Source organism: Anabaena sp. CCY 9613 (assembly GCF_963920895.1).
Lineage (GTDB): Bacteria > Cyanobacteriota > Cyanobacteriia > Cyanobacteriales > Nostocaceae > Cyanocohniella.
Genome location: NZ_CAWUDE010000022.1, coordinates 19,554 through 41,757 on the forward strand (window position 1 = coordinate 19,554; position 22,204 = coordinate 41,757).

A 22,204-nucleotide genomic window follows, 5' to 3' on the forward strand; every position below is an offset into this window, starting at 1 on the left:
AATGACACTTAATTTTTGTAAAACTGTGCAAACTTTCAAGAAATTATCTGGTTTTATTCGTTAAATCTTTGAGTTTGTTGTTATACCTGTAGTTATCGCCTACTCCCTTGCTGCATAGGCATTGCTCCTCACACAGCACCCGCCCTCCCCTAGAGAGTCCACTCATGCTCAAACTCTTCTTGCTGTCAGGATGGTTCCGCGTTCAACCATTTGTTAATTATCTTGTTATTGTGATGCTGATTGCTCCTTTAGTAGCAGCATCAGGTCACTCTACCTCCGCCAAACAATCAAAAATAGTCGCAAAAATTGCTTCCGAAGCTGGAGAATTAGACTCTGTGTCAGAGGAAACAGCTACTATTAGTGATAGTGAACCCGATTTAGTAGAAAAATTAATAACATCTCAAATAAACTCCCTAACTGGAGAATATGACTCTGTGCCATTAGTAATGGCTACTATTGAAGAGCCGCAAATTTTACCAGCGGACAAATTTGACTCTTTGGTCGCAGATGATTATCTCTCAAGCAGTGATAAAGTGGCTAATGATTTATTAGCAGCAGTGGAACTCGCACCAATTCCAGATGTACATGGGAGTGATTTAAATTTAGGGCAAAAATTTAAAACTGCTAATGATCAGTCGTGGACACAAGAAGAGAATTTGCTACCACAGGAAGAGTCTACAGCTAAATCATTATTGGCAGCAACTCCCAGAAAATTACAACCCCGGTTAACTCAAGAAGTACCAGTTGTTGAACAACCGGATGAAGCGCTAATAGCACAAGTAGATCCTATAGGCAGTCCTCATCCTATTCCCTGGCAATGGATTACGGCAACTCAGGAGGCTATTAGTACTAATGGGGGTTCTGGAGTGCGTCATTATCGTAGCTTACCTGTGACTTCTCCTGATGGTAGGTATGTAGTTTATAGTCGGGTGCAACTAGAAGTAAGACCCGAAATGTATAACAGCATAGTCACTAGTGTGATGTTTGTCGAAGATACACAAACTAGGAAGTTGCGGGTCATGGCGACCACTGCTCCCCTAAGTGATCCTTTGTTAAGTAGATACACTTCTTCAACAGAACCAGTTAATAACATTCAGGATGGCAACATAGGGGTTTTAGTTCCTGTTAGCTGGTCGCAAAAAAGCGATCGCTTCTTAGCACGCAAGTTTGGAGGCAAGTTTAATACGGGTGATTCCACAGATCATGCAGTGATTTGGGATCGACAAAGAGATCACATTAATACTGTTGCGCCTCATCGTGAAGAGCATGAGCATGAAAAGATAGCTGTGTTGCTAGGTTGGAGTAAGAACCGACCAGATCATGCACTGTTCCGGGCTGGCGAAATGGGAGAGGAAAACTGGCCTTTGGTGCAAGTTGCTAGTGATGGTAAGTCTTTAGATACAACAGATGCAGATCAGCCTATTACTTTCGGTCAAAAAGTTAAAGATATTTGGGCAGATCCACAAGTTGCTTATCGCTAGTGTACTGAAAATATTATCAGCTCCCGTTGTCAAATCCAAAAACAACGGGATTTTTTGTCATCAGAGGCACCAGCTAATAGTCATATTAACGTGAGTCTCCAACGGAGGCGCACGTCATATTATGTTAAAAAGTGTTGTTAGTGATACCAATTTGAAAATAGATAGACCATTTGAAATCCATGCACGCAGGTCACCAGTAAGATGCGGGCAAGATGCCCGCTCCACAAGAGTTTAATTAAACCAATGTTTTAATTATTTAACTGTTAAATCTTCAGTTTCCAATAATATTGCCGCCAAATATTTACCAGTTACTAAATTTACTATGGTTGTTCGCTACTTTCTAATTCCGGTGTAGTTTCTTTGATCCGACGGATGGGCAAATTAGCAATCAATGCCGTAGTTCTTTGATTGCTTTCTAGCGAAAACTCTAAACCTTCTGTATCTATTTCTACATAGCGACAGACAACTTCGAGAATTTCTTTCCGCATCTTTTCTAGCCTTTGAGGGTCTAAATCAGCGCGATCGTGGGCAATCACCAGTTGCAGACGACGTTTTACTTGATTGCGACTGTTGTCTGGACTACGCAAGAAAATTCGTTCTATAAGTTCAAGGATCATTGCCAATAGGTGTGCGGAGACTGGAACATAAGTTAAACAATCTTTGTCCACAACAACCTTCGCAGACGGGCGAAGATGCTGTCATGGGGTGAGTCAAGGTCTAAAAATTCGACCTTTTCTCCTTCCAATCTACGGGCAATATTATCAAAGGCTATGGCAGCTAAAGAGGGAGTGTCCCCTAATACTAAAGGTTCGCCGCGATTGGTAGAAACAATAACACGCTCGTCATCAGGGATTACCCCAATTAGAGGTATTGCTAGAAGTTCTTGAACATCTTGCACAGACATCATATCATTTGCCCGAACCATTGCAGGTCTGATACGGTTAATGATTAAATGAGCACGCTTAATCCCCTGTGCTTCTAGTAAACCTACTACTCTGTCAGCGTCACGAACTGCGGAAATTTCTGGTGTGGTGACAATCAGGGCTTCTTTGGCTGGCGCGATCGCATTTTTAAAGCCATTTTCAATACCAGCGGGACTATCAATAATCACATACTGATATTTTTGTGCCAAGGCATTCACCAGCAACTTCATTTGTTCAGGAGTGACGGCATCTTTAGAGCGGTTTTGGGCTGCTGGCAAGAGTACAAGGTTGGGTTGTCGCTTATCTTTTACCAAGGCCTGTTCTAATCGGCACTCCCTTGCTAGGACTTCCACCGCAGTATAAACGATGCGGTTTTCTAGCCCTAGTAGCAAATCCAAATTTCTTAGACCAAAATCCGCATCAACTAAGGCAACTTGACGCCCAATTTTGGCTAAAGTCATGCCTAAATTTGCCGAAACTGTGGTTTTTCCCACCCCTCCTTTCCCGGAGGTAATCACAATAATGCGAGTCATGATAAGAGTTGCGCTCGATTAGGGTTCAGGAAATTATAATAAATACTTATGGCGCCTGATTGATCCTGGGTAAAAGATTTCGGGAAAAATCAGTAGCCCTAGCGATGCGAATTCCTTGGGGCGTAATATGCGCCACCTCTGGAAAAAACTGCAACGGTGATTTCTCTGGTGCCCTAGCTACAGCATCTGCGATCCGCAACTGGGTTGGTTCCATTTGCAAGGCCATAATCAGACACTCGCGATTGCCCCCGGCACCCGCATGGGCAATTCCACGTAAGCGACCCCATACTAGAATATCTCCTTCTGCCACTACGATACCACCTGGATTTAAATCTCCTAAAAGAATTACTGTCCCGGGATGGCGAATTTCTACTCCAGAACGTACTGTCATTTCCAGATACAGGGCTTCTGCTTGGGTGGAAGCGGCTTCTGGGATCTGTGAACTCAAGGAGGTTATGGGTTGTAGTTGTTCTACAGAATAGCCAGATGTGACAGCGGCAATGGCAGTTTGTCGGCGGCTAGTAGCCACAGATTTTAATTGCAGTTGCACCTCACTAAAGGCTTCGGCAAATTCTTGTAATTGTCTGCTATCCAACAAACGGTCTTGGGCCAGCAAATGTACTGGTGTATTATCTGTACGTAAGCGATCGCCTGCTCTTAAGCGAAACTTTAATTGTTGCCACATGTCAGACCAAGCGAGTTCTGAGGCTGGTAATTGAGACTCTGTTGGTAAAATTACTAACAGTCTACCTGCCTCATTTTTAAACTGGACTTGAATATGGTTTTTTATTTTATTGTCTGCTTTGATTAACTCAGTAGAATTAATATCTAAAAGATGAGAACTTGATTCTAAACCCTCAATCAGATGTGTGGACTCTGGAACCGTAGGCACAGAATTTGACTCTACATTGGGGATCACTGCATTCGACTCGGCATTATCAGGGGGAGAATTTGATTGTAAATAAAGAAGAACAGAGTTTAGCTCTGCATCCGGGATAATATCATTAGATTCTGTCTCAGAAATAGCAAAATTTTGCTCCATATGATCATAAACGGTAGATTTTTGCTCTACATCCGCAGTGTGAGAGGTTGACCCTGCATCGGGGAGTGCAGAATTTGACTCTAGATCGGGAATATTAGAATCAGAAGTCATGCAGCACTAGCCAAAATACAACAGATACTCTGAGTAATTACTAATATTCGATGAGTTGCCAAAGGCAACCACATATTTCTACTATGTATTTTTAGTTAGTCTTTTGTAAACAGTCACCAATGCATCAGCATCGCCAACATTACCAGGAAACAGCACCACTGGCAAATTAGGAAACTGGGGATGTTCGGGAGTTGTGATTACCATTGAACAACCAGCTAATATTTGACCGAGTAATCGTGCTGAATTTAAAGCCAGACCTGTACTTAAGACATCGTTTGACGTAATTCCACCTTTGCTAATCAAAAAGCCGATATCATTGGGTAAACTTCGCACAATATCCATTAATAAATGGGAAACTTTCACCCCAAAATCTAATCGTGTCTTGACATCCTTAAAAGTTAGTTCCTGACGGCTAGTATAAACTACTGGTGTTTTCCCGGCTTGATGTGTCGCCTGTGTCTTTTCTGTGATTTCGGTTAACAATTTAGCGGGTTGATTGACTGGATCATCTAGTAACCGCGCCACATCTATTTCGATCCCCGTCGTCCCTTCTACTTGTAATAGGGCTGCTAATTGCTGAGTAGTTTTCTTGACATGGGAACCCACAATAAACGCACCAGGTTTACCTTGACGCACATATTCTGCCATGTTTTCGGCAACAATGGGCTGGGGAGGTAAGGCAGCCAAAGCCGTTAAAATACTGGCAGCACTGCGAAATAAAAAGCGTTTTCCTTGACTGGCGGCTGTGAGTACATCCACTGCAAACAAGTTGAGATCAGTTTGGGTTTCACCATCTACCACTGCACACTGATTTCCACTAAGTTGTAATAAACGTTCTAAACTACCCCCACGGATATCATCAAGGACAAATCTGACTACTGATTCTGTACTAATACGCCCTTGGGTTTTTTCATTAACATACTTTGGTAAATAACTGTGATGGTAGCCGAACACCGAATCACGGGCAAACTCTGTTTCATGTACTGGGGTAGGTACACCATCGATGATCAAGTAATGCACACTGTCACGGGTAATACGTCCGCCCTCAAAAAATGCCGGGACTAAAAAATGAGCATCAAATGGCCCAAGTTCTTGGGCGATCGCATCGGTTTCGATGGGGTAATGTCCCCGTAATGTAGAATCAGAACGACTAACGATTAAAAAATCGGTAATATTTTCAGCGGCTAATGCCTGTTTTAAATTTTGGCAAACTTCCCTAGTCACCGATGTTGCTGACTCTGGAGGTAAAGACCTAGTATTTGTCAGCACAAAGAAAATGGGTGAATCATCTTGCAAGCCGATGCGTAAAGTTTCTACATCCCAGTGCATTAACAACAAGCAGCTATGAACTGTTTGTGATCCTGTAGGATCATCATCTAGGACAATAATTTTCGGTTTATTGCTCATAAATCAACGGTAACGACTGTTGTATCGAAAAATCTATCTCAAATTTTCTGCAATTTTTTCATTTCTGCTTGCACATCCAAAGCAATCTGTAAAGATTGATTGAGAAGTTGAGCATATTCACTTGTCTGACTACTAAGTTGCAATGCTTGTAAATGAGCTAAATTATTGATAAATAAATCTTGGTTATTTGCCAGTAGTTTTTTATTATCTCGCAAAATCCGTTCGCTTTTGAGTGCTACTACTAAATCTTCTCTAATCAGTTTGAGAGCAGCAATCACATGATCTCGGTCATTGAGACTACTTTGAGAATTCCCCAATGTTGCCAATTGGTCATTAATATCTATAGCGTGGACAACAGTATGATATTTATCGACCTCATCTAAAAGTACTGTCAGTCCCTGGGGACAGGTCAAATATTGCCAGAGCGATCGCCCCACAAATATTACAGATGGGACTAAAATTAGTAACAGGACTCCTAGTGTAATTGAAGAACCAATAGTTGGCAGAATAATCAAGGTATAAATAAAGCCAACCACTATGGGAGTTAAAGCCAACGTCACTAACAGTTCATTAAGTAAAAGTCCTAATCGCTTCTCTCTGTTTTTGATCATAGAAGGTCGGAAAATATCATCAGGGTCGAATCCTGTTAATCGTCTCAATTCACCTTTGCTAATTTCCAAACCCATTAAGTCCGGCTGCACAGCTAAATACTCCTATGAAAGCGCGATTTGCGTATTTATTTTAATCATGTTTGCCGAGAAAGCAATGGCATTGGTAATATTTCCATCTTAGATATGCTACCTTTATAATTTTGCGATATGTTGGCGCTAGATGAGATGCGATCGCTCTTAATCTTCTTCTAATTTTTAAGCTTATAGCCCAGGATAGTAAAACAAAAATCAAAGAAAAGTCCTATATAGAATTGAGATAATTTAAACCTAGAAAAATAGCTGCAATACTTCCTGTTACAGTAATTTCGCCTTGATAAATTTTATCTAAAACTGATTCTATAGGAATTAAGACAATTTCAATGTCTTCTGTAATATCTAATATTTGCTCTCCATCCTTTTTCACATTTTCAGCTAAAAATAAATGTATTTGGTTCGTATCTTTGACCGGATTATCATATAAAGTAGCTAATTTAATAATTTTTTGAGATATATAACCAGTTTCTTCTTTCAGTTCTCTAAGTGCGGCTGTTTCTGGATTTTCTTTAGTTGCGTCGAAACTCCCCGCAGGAAGTTCTAACAGAATTTCACTGACCCCATGCCTATACTGACGTACAAAAACAATTTCTCGATTAATTGTAATTGGTAAAACTAAAGCAATTTCTGGTCTAATAATCACAAAAAAATCATCGATAATTTCCCCATTAGGCAATTCTATTTCATCTTGCCTGACTTGACACCAAAAATTATTTAAAACCATTTTAGAGTTTAGTATATTCCATTTTTTGATACTACTCATAAATAAAATCAGATAAAAATTTAGGCGAAAAAGTGATAAATGTAAAAAAGTATAACAGATACCTCAAATAATCTAAAATTTGCACTTACACTGTTTTTGCTCTAACCAAACATTGAGCATACTTATGCAATTAAAAGTAAATTTATTTACTGTCAACAAACGATTTCCCTTAACAATTAGTCGTGGGACAACAGCACAGACGACAAATGTGTGGGTAAAAATTTTACAAGATGGGATTGAAGGCTGGGGTGAAGCATCACCATTTGGTGTTGGCAATACTTCCCAATCAACTGATACAACCACAATTCACTTGCAGCAACTGGCACCAGTTTTAGAACCATTTCACCCGTTACAGCGCCAGCAAATTGAGGAAATTTTCACAAAACAGCAAATTCCTTCAGCTGTCAGGGCTGCTCTAGATATGGCAATGTATGACTGGCTAGGTAAGCATGTAGGATTACCTGTTTGGCAAATTTGGGGACTTGATCGCCATAGAATAGTGTCAACTTCGGTGACAATTGGCATTAATTCACCAGCAGGAGCGAAAGCTAGGGCGCGAGACTGGTTACAATTTATGGATGTTCGCTTATTTAAAGTGAAATTAGGAAATCCCGATGGCATAGATGCAGATCAAAAAATGCTGTTAGCGGTTCGAGAAGAAGCACCAAATTTAGACTTATTTGTGGATGCCAACGGAGGTTGGAGTGAGAAAGATGCTGTATACATGTGTAATTGGCTAGCCGATTTAGGTATAAAGTATGTAGAACAGCCGTTACCACGGGGGCAAGAACAGAGTTTAACTCAACTTAAAGAGCGATCTCCTCTGCCAATATTTGTGGATGAAAGTTGTTTTAATAGCTTTAATATTCCCCAGTTGGCTAATTACGTGGATGGGATTAATATCAAACTCATGAAATCAGGGGGACTAACCGAAGCCATGCGGATGGTACATACGGCGCGAGCCTATGGATTGCAAGTCATGTTTGGTTGTTATTCTGACAGTGCGCTAGCAAATACAGCCGCAGCACAACTCGCGCCATTAGCTGATTATTTAGATTTAGACAGTCACCTGAACTTAATTGATGACCCCTTCACGGGTGCATTAGTACAAGAAGGACGAGTTTTACCAAACGATTTACCGGGCTTGGGGGTACAACACAGTGCGTTTGCCACTTAATCAAAGAGTAGTAATTCTGCTACATGAAGGAATTAGTGGGACTCAGGGCAAAACGGGTCTATCACTTTTACGATACAGTGAGGCTCCGATAGTAGCAGTAATTGATCGTGAGTCTGCTGGCAAATCTCTATCAGAAATAACTGGAATTAAGCGTGATGTGCCAATTGTGGCATCGTTAGTAGCAGCACTGGAGTATAAACCTGAAGTTTTGGTAATTGGCATTGCGCCCAAAGGTGGTGCTGTACCTGATGATTACTGGCTGGAAATTAAAAATGCTTTAGATGCTGGGATGTCTTTGGTAAATGGTTTACACACACCCTTGGCAAATAAGTCAGAGTTAAATGCATTGCTGAAACCAGGACAATTAATTTGGGATGTGCGAAAAGAACCAGGCAATTTAGAAATTGCTAGTGGGATGGCCCGTACCCTTCCCTGTCGGCGGGTGCTGACTGTGGGAACCGATATGGCCATCGGTAAAATGTCAACTAGTCTAGAACTACATTGGGCATCAAAACTGCGGGGCTGGCGTTCTAAATTTTTGGCTACAGGTCAAACTGGTGTGATGTTAGAAGGAGATGGCGTAGCCTTAGATGCCGTGCGAGTAGATTTTGCCGCCGGTGCTGTGGAACAGATAGTCATGCGTTATGGTAAAAACTACGACATTCTCCACGTAGAAGGACAAGGTTCACTGCTGCATCCTGGTTCAACAGCCACCTTACCCTTAATCCGTGGTTCCCAACCCACCCAACTCATTTTGGTACATCGGGCTGGACAAATTCATGTCCGTAATCATCCCCATGTAGTAATTCCGTCTTTACCAAAAGTCATCAGAATGTATGAAGCTGTCGCCAGTGCAGGTGGAGCCTTTGGTGATGTGCCAGTGGTGGGTATAGCTTTAAACACAGCCCATTTAGATGAATTTGCGGCCCAAGAGGCGATCGCTCAAACTACAGCCGAAACAGGATTACCTTGCATCGATCCTGTGCGCTTCGGGGCTAGCGTCTTGTTAGATGCCATCATGAAAAATTAGCGGCGCGCGTTGTGGCTAATTCAGAGGCCGTCAAAACCTTTGCCACAACGCCTAAAAGCTAAGGTGTAACTACAAAATTCACCAACTTACCAGGAACCACAATCACCTTTTTAATTTCCTGATCCTGAATGTAGCGCTGGACTACTTCAGATTCACGGGCGTACTTTTCCAACTCAGCTTTATTTGCTTGTGCGGGAACAGGAATATCAGCACGCTTTTTGCCGTTAATTTGAATTACCAAGGTAATTTCATCAGCTACCAAAGCCGCCGGGTCAAAAGATGGCCAAGTTTGAGTATGAATTGAATTCTTGTTACCCAATAACTGCCACAATTCATCACCTATATGTGGTGCAAAAGGAGCCAGCATGATGACTAAAGTTTGAATACCTTCAGCATAAATTGGTGAATTTTTACAGTCAGCATCACTGAGGGCGTTGCTTAATTTCATCAATTCAGACACAGCTGTATTAAATTGATATTCGTCTTCTAAGTCTTCTGTCACAGCTTGAATAGCCGTGTGAATTGCCCGCCGTAATTCTTTTTCGGACTTACTTAAATCAGCAAGTTGGGCTTGTTTACGTGATACCCCAGTCGCCGCATAATCTGTCACCAAGCGCCATACCCGATTCAAAAAGCGGAATTGCCCTTCCACATCGGCTTCATCCCATTCCAGGTCTTTTTCTGGGGGTGCTTTAAATAAGATGAACATCCGCGCTGTGTCTACGCCGTATTTACTAATTACATCTTCAGGGGCCACACCATTGCCTTTAGATTTCGACATGGTGGCGTAAAGCCGTTGTAGAGGTTCGCTTGTTTGGGGGTCACGGGGATCGGCTGGGTTAACTAAATTAGAGGGCACCCATTTATCTTTACCGCCCTTCTTGGGGTTCATATAAGTTAAACCCTGTACCATGCCTTGAGTTAACAGGCGTTGAAAGGGTTCATCAAAGTTCAATAAGCCTCTGTCGCGCAGTACCTTAGTAAAGAACCGGGAATACAACAGGTGTAAAATAGCGTGTTCAATACCACCCACATACTGGTCTACTGGCATCCAGTCATTAGTTTTGGCTGGGTCAAAAACTTGTTGTTCGTTTTGGGCATCAGGATGGCGCAAGAAATACCAGGAGGAATCAATAAAGGTATCCATTGTATCGGTTTCACGCTGGGCGGGAGTGCCACAAGTGGGACAAGGTACATTTACCCAGCTTTCTAACTGAGACAAGGGTGAACCACCACGGCCGCTTAGTTCTATTTCTTCTGGTAACTCAACTGGCAAATCTTGTTCTGGAACTGGCACTATGCCACAGTTAGGACAGTGAATTACTGGTATAGGTGCGCCCCAATAACGTTGTCGAGAAATTAACCAATCCCGCAAGCGATACTGGATTCGCCGTTTGCCAAAACTTTGTTCCTCGGCATATTTAACTATGGCTTCTTTGGCATCTGTGGAAGTCATGCCTGTAAAAGGCCCAGAATTAATTAAAATTCCTGGTTCAGTGTATGCCTCGTTGTAGTCAACTTGAATAACTGTGGTGATTTCATCAATTTCTGATGCTGGCGTTAAATCAAAATCTGCCACATCATCTGGAGAAGCAATGACAAACTCAATGGGTAAATCATAAATTTGGGCAAATTTAAAATCCCGCACATCATGAGCAGGTACACCCATAACTGCCCCAGTACCATATTCATACAGTACATAGTCGGCAATCCAAATTGGCACTTCTTCCCCTGTAAATGGGTTGATGACTTTGCCACCGGTAGGGATACCCCGCTTCGGTTTGTCTTCAGCGGTACGTTCTAACTCACTTTGTTGGGAAACTTCTTGAATAAAGGCTTCTACTGGTGTTGTTTGGGCTTTGGTGGTAACAAGCTTAGTTAACGGATGTTCTGGTGCTAATACTACATAACTAACGCCATAAACTGTATCGGGGCGTGTAGTATACACAGCAATTTTTTCATCCATCCCTACAATGGGAAATTCTAAATACGCGCCTGTGGATTTACCAATCCAATTGGCCTGCATTAATTTGACTCTTTCCGGCCAACCTGTTAATTTTTCTAGGTCATTGAGCAATTCTTCGGCATAGTCGGTAATCTTTAAAAACCACTGCCGCAATAGTTTACGCTCAACTTTAGCCCCACTACGCCAAGAACGTCCTTCGTTATCAACTTGCTCGTTGGCTAGTACGGTTTGGTCAATAGGGTCCCAGTTGACTGCTGCTTCTTTTTGGTAAGCCAACCCCGCTTGCCAAAATTGCAAAAAAATCCATTGTGTCCACTTGTAATAATCTGGTGAACAGGTGGCAACTTCGCTGTCCCAGTCAATGGATAAACCCAGACGTTGTAACTGCTGCCGCATTTGGGCAATATTTTGATAAGTCCACTTTGCAGGAGGAACTCCTCTGTCAATGGCGGCATTTTCTGCTGGCAAACCAAAGGCATCCCAACCCATTGGGTGCAGTACCCTATACCCTTGCATTCGCTTGAGGCGAGCAATCACATCGGTAATTGTGTAATTACGGACGTGACCCATATGCAGGCTGCCTGACGGGTAAGGGAACATGGAAAGAGCGTAGAATTTAGGCTTGTTACTATTTACAGGGGTTTTATCTAAGCCAAGTTCTGACCATGTTTTTTGCCATTTTTCCTCAATTTCTGCTGGGTTATATCGGGAATCCACCGAGAATGCTCCTACTGGACTGTAATCGTGTCTGCCTCCATATTGTAGATGCTAGGCACTCTAATTAGGTTGGTGAAAAATGGTAATGATTAAATCAAATACAAAATTTCCTGGTTTAGTACGGGTTTTCGTGTATGGTACGCTCAAACCAGGTGAGGCTAATTATCAAAAATATTGTGCAGGCCTGGTGACTGATGTCAAAAGAGCCGTTACACTAGGCAAATTATTCGCTCTACCAATGGGTTATCCTGCCATGACACCTGGAGGATACTCTGTTCACGGATATCTACTGTGTTTTGCCGACTTAGGGATTTTAGATGCCTTGGACGATTTGGAAGACTACCAACCTGCTAGACAAATGTCAGAAAACTTATACTATCGCCAGCAGGTTGAGATATGTGATTTGCAAGAGCTATCACTTGGTGAAGCTTGGGCTTATTTTATGTCGCCAAAGCGCGTTTCCCAGCTACAAGGCGTCGCGCTACTAGATGGCTGGTGGAGCAATGGCGATTAATTGATGTTCGGTTCAAATTCCCCTGGTAACAGCTGCTCTAGATTGATTGATTGTTCCGGAGAGACTATTTTCGCCTTGGGAATTTCTATTACCGGGTTATTTAAGGCCACCATTAAAGGTGAATTTGTGACTACAGGCGTTGTCATGCTTGGGGGAGCAGTTACTGGTTGCTGTGCCATTTGCGCTCTGAATCCCCCTCCTGGCAATAGGCCAGAGACGGCGCCGATCACCAAGGCTGCCACAGATGCGCCTCCCATAGCCCAAATTGGTCGGGAACGACGACGCATACGTTTAAATACTTGCTGGGCTGTTACTTCTGGCGGCTCTGGGGCTGCGGGTACTGGGAAAGTCCGCAAGCCTTGCCGTAGCTTTAACAGTCGATTATACAAACGTTGGACTGAGGCATCATTTGCCAGCCATTCTTCTACTTGTCTACTTTCGGCGGCTGTGACCTCTCCATCGAGGTAAGCACTGAGTAACTCGAAGCGATCGCGCTTCACCATATCTATAGCACCCGTTAATTCTTTGGTATGCTGGCCTGTCCCATCTAAAGAATCTGGAGGATTGTTTAAAGAGGAACGGTCATAAAATGGAGAATCAGTATTCATCTTAGCATTATTACCAATTCATACGCGGGTAAACACAGCGAGAAATTCTGACCTGAATAAGTCTATCAAATTTTCTCCTGACTGTAATAGAACTCTAAATCTGACATCAAAATTTTTAATCAATGCCAAGATTCTGCCATTGGGCAGAGTGAAGATGCTGTCAATTAGGAATCTAGATAATTTTGCAACTGAGTTTGCAATCTCGATCTAGCCCTGGCGATTCTTGATTTGACTGTTCCCAAGGAAACCCCGGTAATTTCGGCGATTTCTTCGTATGCCATACCTTCGATTTCTCTGAGGACGATGGTAGTCCGAAACACTTCTGGTAAATCCGCGATCGCTTCTCGCAATTGCTCGTAAAATTCTCTAGTTGTCAGTTCTTCCTCAGGGCCGGGAGTATCGCCAGCAATTTCCCAATCCATCTCGCCATCTTCTACCGCACGGGGAGCATCCAGTGAGAGGGGACTGGCTACCCGCTTGCGTTTACGCAACTCGTCATAAAACAAGTTGGTAGCAATCCGGCTTAACCAACCGCGAAATTTGGGTGGTTCTTGTAATCGGTTGATATTCCGATACACGCGAATCCAAACTTCTTGAGCCAAATCGGCTCTGTCGGGCCAATCTGGAGCTAGGTGGTATAAAACTCGATCAACTTGAGATTGATAGCGGCGCAATAGCTCGGCAAACGCAGCACGCTCTGGGCGCAGTCCTACTTGACAGCGCAGAATTAGATCGTGGTTTGAGAGTTTGTCAACTTGCACCGATGCTTCTGGGTAACTTGCATCAACCGTTGACCAGGATACAGTAATCGATTGGCTCATAGATCGTACTGAACTTTAATTTCTCCCTTCCTATTAGACATGCTAATAGGCTCAATGTTCCTGGAGTAGTGACGGATTCATGACTGGTACATTGAGGTATACAAAGTGCTAAACATGAATAGCTGTCATAAAGGTCTTTTTTAGCGTAATTCATTATTTAGTAGTCTTTTTAGTCATTATTTTTCTTGTCTGTAACTTAGCAATATTACGGATATTTGTACAACTAACACTAACTGAACACTTACTATTGACAAAAGCAATAATATGTGTATTGTCAAGTGTCAAACTTTTTTGAGAGACAACAGACATTTTACGCTTGTATGTACTGCCACACCAATTTTCACACTGACAAACTCCTTTATTGGCAGTGGTCTTGGCCAAATATCAGTCTTCTGAGAGACAGACAACCGATGTTTTCGACTTTAGTTTTGAATGGTGAATTGGTGAAATGTGTGGCAAATCGCTGTATTTTTGTAGATGCGTAGGGGTCTTGCCGAGAGTGGCTAAAATTCCACTTCTTGTTAATATAGGCAGATGTAGCCATGAAAAAGGTTATTTTTCCGGTTTTTTAACTAAAATTGTCGTTGAATTTTCTGTGTCTTGGGGATTATGAATACCAGCATCAGTTGTATTAAGTACACGGACTTGAACAAAGAAATTTAGGGAAAATGTAATTGTGACTGCTAGCAATAATTTTTCAAACATGACTTTTCTCTCACCCACGCCATTAATGATGGATTGTTGCGCTAGGAGTGTTCCTGTAAATAAAATTTTGTTGTCCCAGGAATTTTGTTGCCGAAACGTCCTGACAATCTTAGTTTGCCCAGGATCATCAACAGAGTTATAAGGGAACAGATAAGTAATTATAAATTCTTGATAATTTGCATGTACTCATTATTCAATTATTCCGCTGGGAATTTCAGGGATAAATAATAGGCGATGGCAATGGTAAGAAATGAATCTGTAGCGCGGATGGTCATGTTTCTCTGCTTTGGTACAGCCCTTTTCTCGCTAGCTGTCCATTGGCGCATTACTGCAACCCAAGGACAATTTGAGCAGCCTGCTGCTGCCGCAGGAAACCGCCATCAGGGAATTTATGGGAATCTAGAAGCAACTTCTCTTGGCGCGTCTACACCCAGTGAATCAACTTTTAATAAAACTACCTCGAACGACTCTACCCCTAACCTGTCGGCCACAGCCAGCCAAAATCCAGGCTCTTCTGAGTTATTGCCCAAAATACGCTCAGTTATTCCCGGACTAAGACAGAATTCCCAAACTTCTCCGACAGAAGTGGTGGTAAATTTAAGCGATCGCCGCACTTATGTTTATAAGGGAGATCAAGTTATAGCCAGCTATCCCATTGCTATAGGCAAAACAGGCTGGGAAACTCCTACTGGTTCTTTCCGTGTGACAAACATGCAACACGATCCAATTTGGCGTCATCCAATTACTGGCAAAATATTTCCATCCGGTGCTGATAGTCCGTTAGGAGAGCGCTGGATTGGGTTTTGGTCAGATGGTCGCAATGAAATTGGCTTTCACGGCACACCAGATACACACCTCTTGGGCGCTGCGATCTCTCACGGCTGTTTGAGAATGCGTAATGAAGATGTCCGCCTATTGTATGAACAGGTGGGTGTTGGCACACTTGTTTCGGTGCGTGAGTGATTGAATCAGACTAAAATATTTGTAGAGACGTAGCAATGCTCCGTCTCTACATTAGATTATTCAGGCAGGAAACTTTATTACCTAGTAGTCATCAAATTAAAATTTTTGCTCAAAGCTAGGTGCATAGACTTGGAGTAGGGTACTTACTTGACGCAACACTTCATTGCCAGTGCTTTTACCTACTACAGGTGTTCTATTATCATTGGGTTGGTCGAGGTTACGACCTATAGACTCGCTAATTTGCTGCGAAATTAATTCTTGCAATTCTGCTTTGGCACGTAAGCGCTGGTAACTAGCACCTTCTTCTGTAGTGGCATACAAGGGAGGCAATCGGTTGAGGGCATAAGCCGCTATATCCCCGACATCCAGCGAGCTTTCACTAGTAGCTTCAATTTCTGCTACTCTGGCGATCGCCTCAGTTAATACCAATTCTTCCATGACGTTAATAAATTGTTTCCGAGGTACCGCCACAACCTCACCGGTCAATAGTGCCCCCATCAATCGATCTAGCGCCATGTACTCCTCAATTGAGAGTTCTGATGCGTTATCGCAAATTCGACCAACTTCTGCTTCCATTACTGGTGTCAGATAACCATCCTGGAGGGCTTGTTCTACAATTTTTTCAATACTCATAACGCTCATTATCTTTACACTAGCCAAGCAAGGTAGGGACGGTACAGTTCAATTCACTTTGCTGAATAATCAGACCAAAAAATACAAATTATGTACAGACACAATCAATGCCGTCTCTACTAATTCAATCCATTAAATCTCCAGGGTACTGGATCAACACTTTGTCCGTTGACATATAAACCCCAGTGCAAATGAGGCCCTGTGGAGGCACCTGTGGAACCGATTGTGCCAACTAATTGACCAGCTTTGACGACATCACCTTCTTTGACGTTGATGTCTCTAAGGTGCATGAGAATACTGGTCACTCCTTGGCCGTGGTCAATACCCACTGTGTTGCCATGAACCCGGAAACCATCGGATACCCTACCAACTAAGGCAACTGTGCCAGCAGCCGGGGCAACTACGGGTGAACCCGCAGCACCAGCGTAGTCAACGCCACGATGGAAGTAGCTCTCTGCAAATTTACCATTATAGTAGCGACGTACACCATAGATGGTAGTAATCCTGCCGCCATTGGGTTTCAGGAATGAACCATTCCAATACTTTTGCGGTGTTTGTAACTCTTTAAAAGCTGCTACCCGCTGGAGTTCATGTTCAGTTGCTTTCACCCCGGCTCGTCCTGGAGGTAAATTAATGCGTTGTAAAGGAAACGTACGATTACGCAAATTTACTGCCAAGTTTTGCGCTTGACCTCCACCGGAAATTTTCAGGGTTTTAGTTCCCGGTTTATCCAGTGGAGTCGTTGGTATTAACGCCCGATATCTATTAGGGGCAACGGGGAATGCCGGATAAGTTTGGTCACCAACAGCCACAGAGGGAGTACCAATATTGTCTGGATTATCAACATTAATGATCACAGACAGTGTATCCCCCAATTGAGGATTACTAGGAGTTACCTGCGCTTGCAAAGCATTTGCAGGCAAATTCAAGACGACAACCAAGACAGATGCAAATATACCAATGAACAAGTAGGTTATTGAGCGAAAGTGCTTTGGGACTTTGAAACCCAAAGAAGGCAACTGTTGAGGAAGATTTCTGGTGTGATTCTCGATAGTCATAGAGCTATAAATCAAGGCCTTGCTTCTGGTGACAAACAGACTAGTTTATGTACACTGATGTTTCCCCACCGCAGCAGATTTTTTTGAATACAGGGAATGATACTAAGTATTGTCAAGCAATATTCTGGTGACCAAACTATACTAAAATTAATCTAGAAAATGGCCAAGAGGAATCATAGTATTTGAACAATTAGAGCAGATGCAAAGCATATTTTGGGAAATTGTGCCATTAAAGAAATAATGGTAAGATTATTTGCCTATTAGCTTAACCGATACATCTTGGTACTCCAAGTTTCAAACCGCAAACTTTAAAACTTGTATCAAAAAATTAAAAAAAAATTACTGAGCCGCAATAAAAATTCTGAGGTCGAGAAACGCACCTCAGAAAACAGGAATAGGTGTGAAGTACTCCGGCTTGCTTCGCTGAAACCGGAGCTTCAGTAAAACAACCATCATCGTTTCGCGTCTCATTCGTCGTTGCCACGTTGGGTATATCACAAAGATATTCGGGACTAAACCCGATCATGGTCTTACACAGCGTCTCTGGTATTGCTACCTTGATCTTCTCAAGGAAGAACCCGCGCAGCCATCCCACTTCCTGGGACAGTTTGATTACTTTCTCGTACACCTCTGTATGGCTTATTTTTACCGCAGGACGTAACCTTGCGAACCGTTAAAAGCTTCAGCCCTGGTGACTCTTAGTCGCCAGTACAAGATGTAAGCTTTTTAGATTTGTGCTTTTACGGGAGCAGCATTGACGAGTTTGCCATCTTCCATTTGCACAATCCGGTCAGCAATGTCTAAAATGCGATAATCATGGGTCACCATGAGGATAGTGCAACCTTGTTCTTGAGCTAGTTTGTGCATTAAGTTGACCACATCACGACCTGACTGACTGTCAAGGGCGGCGGTAGGTTCATCTGCTAATACAATGGGAGGATGACTAACTAAAGCGCGGGCGATCGCTACTCGTTGTTTTTGTCCGCCGGAAAGATTGTCAGGATAATAGTGTAGGTGATTTCCTAAGCCTACTTGCTCTAGCATCAAGGCTGAACGAGTTTGCATTTCTCGTAAGCCAATATGCTGATGTAGTTCTAAGCCCATTCTGACATTTTGCAGTGCTGTCAAACTACCATGCAAATTATGTGCTTGAAAAATATAACCGTTACGTTTGCGTGCCTGTACTAGTTGCTCTGTACTAGCTCCGTAAAATTCTCTTGTCAAAACGCGCAAACTACCAGATTGGGGAGAACGCAAAGCACCCACTAAAGTCAGTAGGGTAGTTTTCCCAGAACCAGAAGGCCCAGTCAAAATAATAATTTCGCCAGATCGAATCTCCAGGTTAATGTTAAATAAAACTTGCCTACGCAGTGAACCTTGCCCAAAGTAGTGGTCGAGATTTTGAATGGAAATAACTGGAACCATTGCAATTTTAAATTTTAGATGTGAGATTTTAAATTTCGCAGATGCCCCATCCTCATGGTCTAAAACATATCAGCAGGGTCAGCCGATCGCAGTTTGCGAGTAGCGATCGCTCCAGAAATAGAACACATGATGATAGTTAAAACTAATACCTGTAATCCACGTAATACTGTCATATACATGGGTAGATTTGTGGCAGTGCGCGTCATTTGGTAAAGTCCCAAAGATACTGCTACGCCGGGAATAAAACCCAATGCCGCTAAAATCAATGCTTGTTCAAAGACCACACTTAACATGTAATAATTGCGATATCCTAAGGCTTTGAAGGTGGCATATTCCCTCACATGAGCATTGACATCGGTGGAGAGAACTTGATAGACAAGAATGACTCCCACTGCGAACCCCATCGATACACCAAGGCTGAAAATGAACCCAATGGGTGAGTTGGTGCGCCAAAAATTGTTTTCAAATTCAATAAATTCTGCGTGGGTCATGACTTTGACATCATCTCGCAGGTAGGCTTGCAGGGCGATCGCTACCTTTTTGGGGTCATGGCCTGGTTTTACTTTGATTAAACCTAGACTAATACTACTGGAGGGGCGTCGGGGAAATAGTCTTAAAAAGTTCTGATCACTGGTCATTAAACTGCCATCAGAACCAAAAGAAGCGCCAACTGTGAATAAACCACTAATGGTAATGGTGCGTCCTTCGATTTCGGTGGTCAGTTTTTTGCCTTGATCTATTTGGGCGATGGCCTTGTGATATTCGCCTCTAGCACTACGGTCAAATAAGACATTATCTGGCAGTTTGATGGACTGTAATTGTTGGTTAACATCCGGTAGATCAAAAACTGGCTTATCTGGATTGAAGCCGATTACTTGCACGGATGTTTGGCGGCGCGTTTGGGGATTTTTCCAGATGATGTTATTGACATACATTGCCTCTGCTGAGTTCACCCCCGGAATATCCATTGCCTGATACAGTCGCCGACGGGAAAACGTGGGCATATTTTGGAGGCTACGAGCTTGGGGACTTGTCAACACAATATCTGCTTGCAAACTGCGATGCAGTCTAGTGTTACTGTCGTATAATGCAGTTTGAAAACCTATCTGCATAAACATCAAAACATCCGCAAAAGCAATTCCGGAGATTGCCACCAGCAAACGACTTTTTTCGTGACTTAGCTGTAGCCATCCTAGAGGTGTTCGCCGTCGCAGTTGTTTGATTAGACCCATCATACGTAGTGCTAAGTTTTGAGTATTCGGTAAGTGTGAAAGTAAATTGCAGATTTGCAGCCAGAATTTGATGCCCTCGCCACCGTCAGCACCAGAGAAAACATAAATGTCCCTAAATTGAGATTTTGTCTACAGTTGAATGACTGTCTTAACTTGCATATTCGTTAAGTTGGCAGCTTTCTGGCTAGAAATTTCATCTAGTCGGATATTCACCTCGACGATTCTGTTATCAATATTGCTGGCAGGGTCAGTATTAATGACATTCTGCCGACGCACCTGTAAGGCTTTGCGCTCTACTGTACCCTGCAATTCAATGGGGAGAAAATCACCAAATATTTGCACTTTCTGCCCTGGAGATACTTTGTTGATATCGCTTTCATAAACCTCGGCAATGACATACATTTCGTCGGTTTGACCAATATCAGCAATCCCATCATTAGAGATTAATTCTCCTGGGCGGGTATGGATTTCAAAGACCTGACCATCTTGAGGCGATCGCACATAAGCTTGTTGCAAATTGACTTGTGTCCGTTTCATGGCGGCGATCGCTCGATTGATTTCGGCTTTGGCAGCTTCTACATCCACTTGCGGTACCTCAGAAATGCGCTCAAGTGTGGCTCTAGCTTCGTTAATTTGTTGCTGGCCGCTTGTCTGGATACGATTTAACTGGGCTTGTGCCTCTTGAAGATTTTTCCTGGTTGTTTCTAGAGTTAAGCGCTTGCTGTCTCTTTGAGAGGCAGATATAGCTCCTGCTTGATACAACACCTGATAGCGTTCATCTTCTGCTTGGGCGTTACGCACTTCGGCTTGCAATCGGTCAACAGTTGCCTCCTGGGCAGCTATATCACCTTGACGTTCTGCCTCTAAACGCGCAATTGTGGCTTGTTGTCCAGCAATTTCTCCCCGTTGCGCGCCTGCTTGAATCCGGTTGAGATTTGCCATCTCCACTTTTACTTGTTCTTGAGCCTCTTGGAAGGCGGCTTCCCCACTGCTGCGGCTGTCGAGAATTGCTATTACCTGTCCTGCTTTGACCCTATCTCCCTCCCTCACCAAAAGTTGCTCGACACGGCTACCTTCAGAAGAGGCGGTAGCAGAAAGTTTAATTACTTTCCCTTTTGGTTCAATCCGTCCTAGGGCTGTTACCGTTTTTAGCTCAGGAATGAGTGCTGCTGGTGCTTGTGCCTGTTGATTAGCTGTATGTTGAAATTTTAAAACGGTATAAACACTACTGCCAACAACAGTCAAAGATACAATGACAGCGATAAAAAAGGGCGGACGCAGGATTGATTGAGGAGATATTGATCTGTCTAGCTTTGAGTTTTGCACGATAGCATACCTTTGAAGCAATTCCAAATACGCTGATTTAAATGAAACAAAAAATCGAATTTTGGTAAATGTCCCGCCTAACTCTCTTTTATCACTCAAAAGAGAAAAAAATCTCATGATTGTCCTGAATTTTAGACATAATCATGGGTTGTGAGTAGATGCATGGAGGACTGATTGTAAGTATCGCAACGTGATTTTTCATTTACATTTAAAGGTTGATGTTGCGAAAATACGTAACTAATGGGAAGTGATTACTACAGCTACTTTTAAGATGCTCAACAGAATGATCGGTAGACTACAAAACTAAACTGTATAGTTCTATAATAGAATTATACTAAACCGAGTAGTTTAGTCAAGCGATCGGTGGAAAGTGGTGATATTGGGAGATGGCGTGAAATTATTTTCCCCATGACCAGTGAATAAAAAATAAGGATAATTTGAAAATGGCACGCTCAAAAGCTGGGGAAATCGACCGCTCAAGTTCAGCAGATAAAATGGAACAGATTTTGCAAGGAGCGATGCAGGAGTTTTTATCTAATGGCTATGCTGCTACTAGTATGGATCGGGTTGCGGAAGCGGCGGGGGTTTCTAAGGCAACGGTATATAGCCATTTTCAAGATAAAGAAAGACTTTTTAAGGCACTGATAGAAAAACTGGCTAGAAAGCGATTTCACTCAATTTTGGGGACACAACCCCTGAAGGGAGAACCCTATATTGTCCTACGACGGTTAGCAGCAACGGCGTTGGATCAGATGGTCAATGACCGAGAATATCAGTCATTTGAACGGTTGTTAATGGGAGAGTCGGCGCGATTTCCGGAGTTAGCGCAAGTGTTTATTTACAGCATTGCCAAACCAGCGATTGAGACTATCAGTAAATATTTAGCTTCTTGTCCGGAATTGAAGATACCTGACCCAGAAGCAACAGCGAGAATTCTCATTGGGTCGTTAGTGCATTTTGTGATTACGCAAGAAATTATGCATGGTAAAGAGATTATGCCAATGGAGAGCGATCGCTTGATCGATGCTTTGACATATTTGATTGTCAATTGTGCTGTAGAGTAAA

Annotated in this window: 21 protein-coding genes; 6 read left to right on the forward strand and 15 right to left on the reverse strand. The window is 42.8% G+C overall.

The window, feature by feature from the left end; all coding sequences use genetic code 11:
* Positions 1-164 precede the first annotated feature (164 nt).
* Positions 165-1,481, forward strand: coding sequence for a hypothetical protein (locus tag ACM0OT_RS20855; protein WP_414566311.1), 1,317 nt, complete (start codon positions 165-167; stop codon positions 1,479-1,481).
* A gap of 320 nt (positions 1,482-1,801) precedes the next feature.
* Here ACM0OT_RS20855 and minE read toward each other — a convergent pair whose 3' ends face one another.
* The 6 genes from minE to ACM0OT_RS20885 all read right to left on the reverse strand — a co-directional run bounded on the left by minE (position 1,802) and on the right by ACM0OT_RS20885 (position 6,964).
* A complete protein-coding gene (gene minE, locus ACM0OT_RS20860) occupies positions 1,802-2,098 on the reverse strand; it encodes a cell division topological specificity factor MinE (protein WP_414544110.1) in 297 nt (98 codons plus the stop codon).
* Between the two features lie 32 nt (positions 2,099-2,130).
* A complete protein-coding gene (gene minD / locus ACM0OT_RS20865) occupies positions 2,131-2,937 on the reverse strand; it encodes a septum site-determining protein MinD (RefSeq protein WP_414544089.1) in 807 nt (268 codons plus the stop codon).
* Positions 2,938-2,983: 46 nt separating this feature from the next.
* A complete protein-coding gene (minC, locus tag ACM0OT_RS20870) occupies positions 2,984-4,090 on the reverse strand; it encodes a septum site-determining protein MinC (RefSeq protein WP_414566312.1) in 1,107 nt (368 codons plus the stop codon).
* Positions 4,091-4,171: 81 nt separating this feature from the next.
* Complete coding sequence (locus tag ACM0OT_RS20875) at positions 4,172-5,497, reverse strand: four-carbon acid sugar kinase family protein (RefSeq protein WP_414566313.1); 1,326 nt, start codon at positions 5,495-5,497, stop codon at positions 4,172-4,174.
* A 38-nt stretch (positions 5,498-5,535) separates the two neighbouring features.
* Positions 5,536-6,198, reverse strand: coding sequence for a hypothetical protein (locus tag ACM0OT_RS20880; protein ID WP_414566314.1), 663 nt, complete (start codon positions 6,196-6,198; stop codon positions 5,536-5,538).
* Between the two features lie 211 nt (positions 6,199-6,409).
* Complete coding sequence (locus ACM0OT_RS20885) at positions 6,410-6,964, reverse strand: NUDIX hydrolase (protein WP_414566315.1); 555 nt, start codon at positions 6,962-6,964, stop codon at positions 6,410-6,412.
* A gap of 124 nt (positions 6,965-7,088) precedes the next feature.
* Between ACM0OT_RS20885 and ACM0OT_RS20890 the strand changes: the two genes are divergently transcribed.
* Complete coding sequence (locus tag ACM0OT_RS20890; RefSeq protein ID WP_414566316.1) at positions 7,089-8,141, forward strand: dipeptide epimerase; 1,053 nt, start codon at positions 7,089-7,091, stop codon at positions 8,139-8,141.
* Entirely contained in the window at positions 8,125-9,171 is a 1,047-nt protein-coding gene (locus ACM0OT_RS20895; RefSeq protein WP_414566317.1) for a DUF1611 domain-containing protein, read from the forward strand. The genes ACM0OT_RS20890 and ACM0OT_RS20895 overlap by 17 nt, the downstream gene beginning before the upstream one ends.
* A gap of 58 nt (positions 9,172-9,229) precedes the next feature.
* On the opposite strand, the gene leuS is transcribed toward ACM0OT_RS20895, so the two are convergent.
* A complete protein-coding gene (gene leuS / locus ACM0OT_RS20900) occupies positions 9,230-11,854 on the reverse strand; it encodes a leucine--tRNA ligase (protein ID WP_414566318.1) in 2,625 nt (874 codons plus the stop codon).
* An 85-nt stretch (positions 11,855-11,939) separates the two neighbouring features.
* Here leuS and ACM0OT_RS20905 point away from each other — a divergent pair, with 85 nt between their 5' ends.
* Positions 11,940-12,368, forward strand: a complete 429-nt coding sequence (locus tag ACM0OT_RS20905; RefSeq protein ID WP_414566319.1) for a gamma-glutamylcyclotransferase — start codon at positions 11,940-11,942, stop codon at positions 12,366-12,368.
* Here the strand turns inward: ACM0OT_RS20905 and ACM0OT_RS20910 are convergent.
* The 3 genes from ACM0OT_RS20910 to ACM0OT_RS20920 form a co-directional block, all read right to left on the reverse strand.
* A complete protein-coding gene (locus ACM0OT_RS20910; RefSeq protein ID WP_414566320.1) occupies positions 12,365-12,976 on the reverse strand; it encodes an anti-sigma factor family protein in 612 nt (203 codons plus the stop codon). The two genes, ACM0OT_RS20905 and ACM0OT_RS20910, sit on opposite strands and share 4 nt — an antisense overlap.
* Positions 12,977-13,140: 164 nt before the next feature.
* The gene (locus ACM0OT_RS20915) at positions 13,141-13,797 is read right to left on the reverse strand and encodes a sigma-70 family RNA polymerase sigma factor (RefSeq protein WP_414544099.1); all 657 of its coding nucleotides are present in this window, start codon (positions 13,795-13,797) and stop codon (positions 13,141-13,143) included.
* Between the two features lie 552 nt (positions 13,798-14,349).
* Positions 14,350-14,502, reverse strand: coding sequence for a hypothetical protein (locus ACM0OT_RS20920; RefSeq protein ID WP_414566321.1), 153 nt, complete (start codon positions 14,500-14,502; stop codon positions 14,350-14,352).
* A gap of 234 nt (positions 14,503-14,736) precedes the next feature.
* Between ACM0OT_RS20920 and ACM0OT_RS20925 the strand changes: the two genes are divergently transcribed.
* The gene (locus ACM0OT_RS20925; RefSeq protein WP_414566322.1) at positions 14,737-15,465 is read left to right on the forward strand and encodes a L,D-transpeptidase; all 729 of its coding nucleotides are present in this window, start codon (positions 14,737-14,739) and stop codon (positions 15,463-15,465) included.
* Between the two features lie 96 nt (positions 15,466-15,561).
* Here the strand turns inward: ACM0OT_RS20925 and ACM0OT_RS20930 are convergent, their stop codons facing one another.
* The 5 genes from ACM0OT_RS20930 to ACM0OT_RS20950 all read right to left on the reverse strand — a co-directional run bounded on the left by ACM0OT_RS20930 (position 15,562) and on the right by ACM0OT_RS20950 (position 21,139).
* Complete coding sequence (locus ACM0OT_RS20930; RefSeq protein ID WP_414544103.1) at positions 15,562-16,098, reverse strand: late competence development ComFB family protein; 537 nt, start codon at positions 16,096-16,098, stop codon at positions 15,562-15,564.
* A 119-nt stretch (positions 16,099-16,217) separates the two neighbouring features.
* Positions 16,218-17,156 carry a M23 family metallopeptidase gene (locus tag ACM0OT_RS20935; RefSeq protein WP_414566323.1) on the reverse strand — a complete coding sequence of 313 codons (939 nt, stop codon included), beginning with the start codon at positions 17,154-17,156 and terminating at the stop codon, positions 16,218-16,220.
* Between the two features lie 726 nt (positions 17,157-17,882).
* Positions 17,883-18,581: a DevA family ABC transporter ATP-binding protein gene (locus tag ACM0OT_RS20940; protein WP_414566324.1), complete on the reverse strand. Its 699-nt coding sequence runs from the start codon at positions 18,579-18,581 to the stop codon at positions 17,883-17,885.
* Between the two features lie 59 nt (positions 18,582-18,640).
* A complete protein-coding gene (gene devC, locus ACM0OT_RS20945; protein ID WP_414566357.1) occupies positions 18,641-19,813 on the reverse strand; it encodes an ABC transporter permease DevC in 1,173 nt (390 codons plus the stop codon).
* Positions 19,814-19,942: 129 nt separating this feature from the next.
* A complete protein-coding gene (locus tag ACM0OT_RS20950; RefSeq protein ID WP_414566325.1) occupies positions 19,943-21,139 on the reverse strand; it encodes an ABC exporter membrane fusion protein in 1,197 nt (398 codons plus the stop codon).
* A 443-nt stretch (positions 21,140-21,582) separates the two neighbouring features.
* Here ACM0OT_RS20950 and ACM0OT_RS20955 point away from each other — a divergent pair, with 443 nt between their 5' ends.
* Positions 21,583-22,203 (forward strand): TetR/AcrR family transcriptional regulator, encoded by a 621-nt coding sequence (locus tag ACM0OT_RS20955; RefSeq protein ID WP_414566326.1) that lies wholly within the window; start codon positions 21,583-21,585, stop codon positions 22,201-22,203.
* The last annotated feature ends 1 nt before the right edge of the window (position 22,204 follow it).

Bases quoted from the DNA above. Each gene is read 5' to 3' on its own strand.
- ACM0OT_RS20955 (WP_414566326.1), top strand. From the start codon at position 21,583: ATGGCACGCTCAAAAGCTGGGGAAATCGACCGCTCAAGTTCAGCAGAT.
- ACM0OT_RS20885 (WP_414566315.1), bottom strand. From the start codon at position 6,964: ATGAGTAGTATCAAAAAATGGAATATACTAAACTCTAAAATGGTTTTA.
- ACM0OT_RS20920 (WP_414566321.1), bottom strand. From the start codon at position 14,502: ATGTTTGAAAAATTATTGCTAGCAGTCACAATTACATTTTCCCTAAAT.
- devC (WP_414566357.1), bottom strand. From the start codon at position 19,813: ATGGGTCTAATCAAACAACTGCGACGGCGAACACCTCTAGGATGGCTA.
- ACM0OT_RS20855 (WP_414566311.1), top strand. From the start codon at position 165: ATGCTCAAACTCTTCTTGCTGTCAGGATGGTTCCGCGTTCAACCATTT.
- ACM0OT_RS20905 (WP_414566319.1), top strand. From the start codon at position 11,940: ATGATTAAATCAAATACAAAATTTCCTGGTTTAGTACGGGTTTTCGTG.
- ACM0OT_RS20890 (WP_414566316.1), top strand. From the start codon at position 7,089: ATGCAATTAAAAGTAAATTTATTTACTGTCAACAAACGATTTCCCTTA.
- ACM0OT_RS20930 (WP_414544103.1), bottom strand. From the start codon at position 16,098: ATGAGTATTGAAAAAATTGTAGAACAAGCCCTCCAGGATGGTTATCTG.
- ACM0OT_RS20935 (WP_414566323.1), bottom strand. From the start codon at position 17,156: ATGACTATCGAGAATCACACCAGAAATCTTCCTCAACAGTTGCCTTCT.
- ACM0OT_RS20875 (WP_414566313.1), bottom strand. From the start codon at position 5,497: ATGAGCAATAAACCGAAAATTATTGTCCTAGATGATGATCCTACAGGA.
- ACM0OT_RS20910 (WP_414566320.1), bottom strand. From the start codon at position 12,976: ATGAATACTGATTCTCCATTTTATGACCGTTCCTCTTTAAACAATCCT.
- ACM0OT_RS20940 (WP_414566324.1), bottom strand. From the start codon at position 18,581: ATGGTTCCAGTTATTTCCATTCAAAATCTCGACCACTACTTTGGGCAA.
- ACM0OT_RS20925 (WP_414566322.1), top strand. From the start codon at position 14,737: ATGGCAATGGTAAGAAATGAATCTGTAGCGCGGATGGTCATGTTTCTC.
- ACM0OT_RS20915 (WP_414544099.1), bottom strand. From the start codon at position 13,797: ATGAGCCAATCGATTACTGTATCCTGGTCAACGGTTGATGCAAGTTAC.
- minD (WP_414544089.1), bottom strand. From the start codon at position 2,937: ATGACTCGCATTATTGTGATTACCTCCGGGAAAGGAGGGGTGGGAAAA.
- minC (WP_414566312.1), bottom strand. From the start codon at position 4,090: ATGACTTCTGATTCTAATATTCCCGATCTAGAGTCAAATTCTGCACTC.
- minE (WP_414544110.1), bottom strand. From the start codon at position 2,098: ATGATCCTTGAACTTATAGAACGAATTTTCTTGCGTAGTCCAGACAAC.